Raw genomic sequence first — 5,153 nt, forward strand, 5'->3', positions numbered from 1 at the left:
GCCGGCGCCGCCGGGGGCGTCGACGTCGTGGACTTCGACGACCTGCGCGCGCTGGCCACCGAGGAGCTGCTCGCCGCCGGGGACGCGCGCGCCGACGCGGTGACCGGGGACGACGTGGCCGACATCCTCTTCACCTCCGGTACCACCGGCAAGAGCAAGGGTGTGGTGGCCCTGCACCGTCAGACCGTCGCGGGTTCGCGAGCGTGGGGCGGCAACAACGGGCTCACGGAGCGCGACGGGTACCTCATCGTCAACCCGTTCTTCCACAGCTTCGGCTACAAGGCCGGCTTCCTGACGTGCGTGCTGTTCGGCGTGACGATCGTCCCCCTGGCCGTCTACTCGACCACCGAGACCATGCGGTTGATCCGGGACGAGAAGGTCACGATCCTCACCGGGGCACCGACGATCTTCCAGACACTGCTCGACGACCCCACCCGTGTCGACTACGACCTGTCGTCGCTGCGGGTGGCGGTGACCGGCGCCTCGGTGGTGCCGGTGGTGCTCATCGAGCGGATGCAGTCCGACCTGGGGCTGGAGACGGTGATCACCGCGTACGGCCAGACGGAGACGATGGGCTTCATCACCACCACCCGCACCGGTGACGACGACGTCACGGTGTCCACCACGTGCGGCCGCGCCTACCCGGGCATGGAGATCCGCATCGGCGAGCACGGCGAGATCCTCACCCGCGGCGAGATGGTCATGCAGGGCTACCTCGACGACCCCGAGAACACGGCCAAGACCATCGACCCGGACGGCTGGCTGCACACCGGCGACGTCGGCGAGATCGACGCCGACGGCAACCTGCGCATCACCGACCGGCTCAAGGACATGTACATCAACGGCGGGTTCAACGTCTATCCCGCCGAGATCGAGCAGACCCTGGCCCGCCTGGACGGAGTGGTGGAGACCGCCGTGATCGGTGTCCCGGACGATCGGATGGGCGAGGTCGGCAAGGCGTTCATCGTCCGCCGCGAGGGCTCGACCCTCACCGAGCAGGACGTGCTGGACTTCTGCTCCGAGCACCTGGCCAACTTCAAGCGGCCGCGCACGGTCGCGTTCGTCGACTCCCTTCCGCGCAACGCCTCGGGCAAGATCGTCAAGACCGAGCTGCGATGAGTCCCGGCGCCGTCCTGGTCACCGGCGCCTCCGGTGGGATCGGCGGAGCGGTCGCCCGACGGCTCGCGGACGAGTTCCCCGACGCGCCCCTGGTCCTCGGCTACCGCTCGACCGAGCCCGAGGACCTGGCGCGGGAACTGGGGGCGGAAGCCGTGCGCCTGGCGCCAGGCCACGGTGACGGCGACGGGAACGACGACGACGAGGTGGCCGGGGTGATCGACGGGATCGCCTCCCGACACGGCGGAATCCGCGTGCTGGCCCACTGCGCCGGTCCGCACGTGCCCATGGTGCACCTGTCCCGGATCGCACCGTCCGAGTTCCGTCGACAGCTCGAGGACGACGCGGTCGGGTTCTTCGCGATCGTGCGCCCCGCGCTGGAGCACCTGCGTGCGGTGGCGGGCAACGTCGTCGTCGTCACCACTGCGGCCACCACCCGCTATCCGGTGCGCGACGGACTGTCCGCCGCCCCCAAGGGCGCGGTCGAGCAGCTCGTCCGGGGCCTGGCGGCCGAGGAGGGGCGCTTCGGCGTGCGGGTGAACTGCGTGGGCCCGGGGATGCTCACCGACGGCATGGCCTCCCGGCTCATCGCCTCCGGCGACCTCGACGAGCGGGCGCTCGAGGTCACGCGCGGCAACATCCCCCTGCGACGCTTCGGCACGGCCGCCGACATCGCCGACGCCGTGGCGTTCCTGGCGTCGGACCGCGCCGGGTTCATCTCGGGCCAGAAGCTCGACGTGGACGGCGGCTACGGGGTCTGATCCCCGCAGCCGCCGCCCCGGGCCGGCAACTACTCAGTTGCCCGCGCTGCCAAACAGATTCTCCAGCGAGCCCTCGAGTGAACCGAACAGGCCACCGTCGCCCTCGTCGATCACATCGACGGTGTCCTTGATCGCCTCCGAGATGTCCTCGATGTCCTCGACCGGGACCGTCGCTCCGCCGGTCTCCTCGGCGATCCTCGCGAACTGCGCGGTGAGTTCCCCGTCCGCCGAGACGACGAAGATCGGGACCCTGTTGCCGGTGGCCATCGGACTGACCGCGGCGGCCGCGACTGCGGCCGGGGCGCAGTACGGATTGTCGGTCGCGGTCCCGTTGGCCAGTGCGATGATGCGATCCGCAGTCAAGTCGGTGACCGGCTCCGGGTCCTTGGCGGGAGCGTCCCCGACCGCGATGATCGCCTTGACCGAGGACGAGTTCCAGGCCTGGCACAACGACAGGGCGATCCCGGAGTAGACCGACTCCGGCCAGTCCCCACCGCCGTCGACACCCAATCCGTCGAGGCCCCCGCGGAACGTGGGCAGGTTCGTCGTCAGATCGGTGACGGTCCGAGCCTGGAACGGATCGCCCGCGTCGCGGTACTCGACCAACCCGACCCGGGTGCCGGCCGACTCCGACGCCAGATCGGTCGCGAGATCGTCGACCGCGATCTTGGTCTGCTCGATGTAGGGGGCCATCGACCCCGTGGTGTCGATGGCGAACATGAGATCGCGGGCGCCGGATTGTGCCGCCGCGGTGGCGGTGACGCTGGTGAGGGTGAGGGTGGCGAGTGCGGCAGCGCTTGCTACCCGAAAGAGAGTGGTACGCATGGGCTTTGTCCTTCCTAGGACGTCTTCTCGAAGTCGCCCGAACGGGTCGTCCACCTCGAACGCTAGGCCCGTCACACCGGGTCGTCTGTCGTACGAATCTATGATTTTCCTCATAACATGCGTCAAACTCTTGTCGCCTCCTGTGGTTGATGCTACGGCCGCAAAGTTGGCGAATGCCGCCGGACCGCAGTGGTGGTCGACAGGGTTCGATGTAGACTCCCAACCAAGCACTTGCTGGGTAAGGAGAGTCCCAGCTCATGACCGATGCACCGATCCCCCCGGTCCTCGGGGTCGACGACCTCGGGCCGGACACCCAGCCCGTGGCCTACGAGGTCTCCGACGGCACCGCGTACGTCACCCTCAACCGACCGGACTTCCGCAACGCGCAGAACTCGGTGATGACGTACTCGCTGGACAACGCGTTCATCAAGGCCGTCGAGGACGATGCGGTCAAGGTGATCGTCCTGCGGGCCAACGGCAGGCACTTCTCGGCGGGCCACGACATCGGCACGCCCGAGCGCGACCACCACGTCCAGTACCCCAACCGCGCGGCGCTCTGGTGGGACCACACCACCCGCGGCGGCGGCGACCGGCGCCTGGCCCGCGAGAGCGAGGTCTACGTGCAGATGTGCCGCCGGTGGCGGGAGATCCCCAAGCCGATGATCGCCCAGGTGCACGGCGCGTGCATCGCCGGCGGGCTCATGCTGGCGTGGGTCTGCGACTTCATCGTGGCCTCCGACGACGCGTTCTTCTCCGACCCCGTGGTGAAGATGGGCATCCCCGGCGTCGAGTACTTCGCCCACGCCTTCGTGCTGGGCCCGCGCCGCGCCAAGGAGATCCTCTACACCGGTCGCAGGTTCGGCGCCGCCGAGGCGCTGGAGTGGGGAATGCTCAACCACGTCGTGCCCCGCGAGGAGCTGCAGGCCAAGGTCGACTCGATCGCCGAGGAGATCAAGGCCATGCCGGCGTTCGGTCTGACGCTGGCCAAGAAGGTCATCAACTCGAACGAGGACCAGATGGGGTTGCAGACCTCCCTGGACACCGCGTTCGGCTGGCACATGTTCGCGCACTCCGCCAATGCCGAGCCGGACGACACCGACTCGTTCTCCGCCTCCCTGGGCGGTATGGACGCGCGCTCGATGCGCGACAGCGCGAACACCGGCTCGACGGGCGGCGCCGCCCCGACCGGCGAGAAGAAGGACTGACGCCGTGGATCTGGATCTGGACGCATCGACCCGCGAGTTCCGGCTCGAGGTGCGGCAGTGGCTCGAGGCCAACGTGCCCACCGAGCCGCTGCCCCACATGGACACCCGCGAGGGCTTCGAGGCCCACCGCCGGTGGGAGGCGACGATGGCCGACGCCCGCATGTCGGTCGTGTCGTGGCCCGAGGAGTTCGGCGGCCGCGACTGCGGGCTGGTCAACTGGGTGGTCTTCGAGGAGGAGTACTTCCGCGCCGGCGCCCCGCTGCGGGTGAGCCAGAACGGCATCTTCCTGCTGGCCCCGACCCTGTTCGACCACGCCTCCCCCGAGCAGCTGGCCCACATCATGCCGCGCATGGCCCGGGCCGACGACATCTGGGCGCAGGCCTGGTCCGAGCCCGAGGCCGGCTCCGACCTGGCCTCACTGCGCTCGACCGCCAAGCGCGTCGACGGCGGCTGGGTCCTCAACGGGCAGAAGGTGTGGTCCACCCGCGCGTCGTTCGCCGACAAGGGCTTCGGCCTGTTCCGCACGGACCCGGACGAGCCCCGCCACAAGGGCCTGACCTACTTCATGTTCGACCTGCGGGCCGAGGGGGTCACCGTCCGCCCGATCGACCAGCTCGACGGGCTGCCCGGCTTCGCCGAACTGTTCCTCGAGGACGTCTTCGTGCCCGACGACCCGGCGAACCCCGCCGAGTCCGGCGTGATCGGCGAGGTCAACCAGGGCTGGAAGGTGGCCATGTCCACCGCCAACAACGAGCGCGGCCTCTCACTGCGCTCCCCCGGACGGTTCCTCGCCACGACCGACCGGCTGCTCGACCTGTGGGGCACCGCCGAGCCCGAGCTCGACGACCGCACCCGTGGATCCCTGGCGGACCGCGTCGTGGACGCGTGGATCGGGTCGCGCGCCTACGAGCTGAGCACCTGGAACACGGTCACGAAGCTCACCGGCGGCGCCAACCTCGGTTTCGAGTCCTCGATCAACAAGGTCTTCTGGTCGGACTGGGACATCGCGACCCACGAGACCGCCCTGGACGTCCTCGGCACCGCCGGCGAGCTGGCCGGTGAGCAGTGGATGGACGGCTACCTGTTCGCCCTCGCCGGCCCCATCTACGCGGGCACCAACGAGGTCCAGAAGAACATCATCGCCGAGCGACTCCTCGGCCTCCCGCGCGGCTGAGAAGGCGGTTTTCTGAACATGCAGTTCGCACTCGATCCCGAGATCATCGACTTCGCCGGCAGCATCGACTCC

General features: G+C 69.2%; 5 protein-coding genes. 4 read left to right on the forward strand and 1 reads right to left on the reverse strand.

The genetic code is table 11. The features are described 5' to 3' along the window. Together G6023_RS05760 and G6023_RS05765 are read left to right on the forward strand one after the other, a co-directional pair. Positions 1–1,119, forward strand: a 1,119-nt coding sequence (locus G6023_RS05760; protein WP_182634412.1) for an AMP-binding protein, incomplete at its 5' end; no start/stop codon positions are given. Further along, the gene (locus G6023_RS05765) at positions 1,116–1,877 is read left to right on the forward strand and encodes an SDR family NAD(P)-dependent oxidoreductase (protein WP_182634414.1); all 762 of its coding nucleotides are present in this window, start codon (positions 1,116–1,118) and stop codon (positions 1,875–1,877) included. The genes G6023_RS05760 and G6023_RS05765, both read left to right, overlap by 4 nt. Before the next feature lie 33 nt (positions 1,878–1,910). On the opposite strand, the gene G6023_RS05770 is transcribed toward G6023_RS05765, so the two are convergent. Next, positions 1,911–2,702 (reverse strand): VWA domain-containing protein, encoded by a 792-nt coding sequence (locus G6023_RS05770; protein ID WP_182634416.1) that lies wholly within the window; start codon positions 2,700–2,702, stop codon positions 1,911–1,913. A gap of 257 nt (positions 2,703–2,959) precedes the next feature. Here G6023_RS05770 and G6023_RS05775 point away from each other — a divergent pair, with 257 nt between their 5' ends. Then, positions 2,960–3,907 (forward strand): enoyl-CoA hydratase, encoded by a 948-nt coding sequence (locus G6023_RS05775; RefSeq protein ID WP_182634418.1) that lies wholly within the window; start codon positions 2,960–2,962, stop codon positions 3,905–3,907. Positions 3,908–3,911: 4 nt separating this feature from the next. Further along, positions 3,912–5,081: an acyl-CoA dehydrogenase family protein gene (locus tag G6023_RS05780; protein WP_067711792.1), complete on the forward strand. Its 1,170-nt coding sequence runs from the start codon at positions 3,912–3,914 to the stop codon at positions 5,079–5,081. Positions 5,082–5,153 lie beyond the last annotated feature (72 nt).

The sequence above is a fragment of the Dietzia sp. DQ11-71 genome, assembly GCF_014144995.1.
GTDB classification, from domain to species: Bacteria; Actinomycetota; Actinomycetes; order Mycobacteriales; family Mycobacteriaceae; genus Dietzia; species Dietzia kunjamensis.